At 35.0% G+C, this 694-nt stretch carries 2 protein-coding genes; both read left to right on the top strand.

Annotated features, from left to right (window positions below; all coding sequences use genetic code 11):
- Window positions 1–444, top strand: a 444-nt coding sequence (locus ACEN36_RS13020) for an arsenic resistance protein (protein ID WP_407126899.1), incomplete at its 5' end; no start/stop codon positions are given.
- Between the two features lie 35 nt (window positions 445–479).
- On the top strand, window positions 480–694 hold a 215-nt coding region (locus ACEN36_RS13015; RefSeq protein ID WP_407126897.1), incomplete at its 3' end, for an FAD-dependent oxidoreductase.

Here is a 694-nt window from a genome sequence, read left to right as displayed (position 1 = left end):
GTCAGAAAAAAAGTCGTTAAGCAAAAAGGTGACGATTATTTTGAAAAAGATTTTGTGAATAAATTTGATGGCACAACTCGAATTGGTTTACTACTAACTTTAGTTATTATCTTTTCATTCCAAGGTGAACGAATTCTAAGTAATCCATTCCATATTTTATTAATTGCTATTCCACTAATTGTTCAAAATATTGTCATATTCATTCTTGGTTATGGTGGAGCTAAAGCGTGTAAACTACCATTCTCAATAGCAGCACCCGCAGCCATGGTCGGAACAAGTAACTTTTTTGAACTTGCTGTAGCTGTCTCAATTGCGTTGTTTGGATTAAATTCTGGTGCAACTTTAGCAACCGTTGTGGGAGTATTAGTAGAGGTCCCTGTCATGCTTTTATTAGTCAAGTTTTCAAATAAAACAAAACATTGGTTCGACGGATATGAATATTAAGGATTGCTTAAATTAAATGAAAAGAGGCGAAAAAAATGAAAATTGTTGTTATTGGATCTGTCGCTGCTGGTACATCTGTAGCAGCTAAAGCTAGAAGAAACACGGAGGAAGCTGAAATTGTCGTGTACGATCAAGGAAAAGATATTTCTTATTCTGTTTGCGGTATTCCTTATCACATTGGTGGAGAAGTAGAAGAGTTAAGTGCCTTAACTCCTAGAAATGCAGCATGGTTTAAAAAGAGATACAATGT

Origin of the sequence: Desemzia sp. FAM 23989 (assembly GCF_045528345.1) — a bacterium.
GTDB lineage: Bacteria > Bacillota > Bacilli > Lactobacillales > Carnobacteriaceae > Desemzia.
The sequence above is the reverse complement of the archived record's forward strand: the minus strand, read 5'-3'. Positions and strand labels throughout refer to the sequence as shown.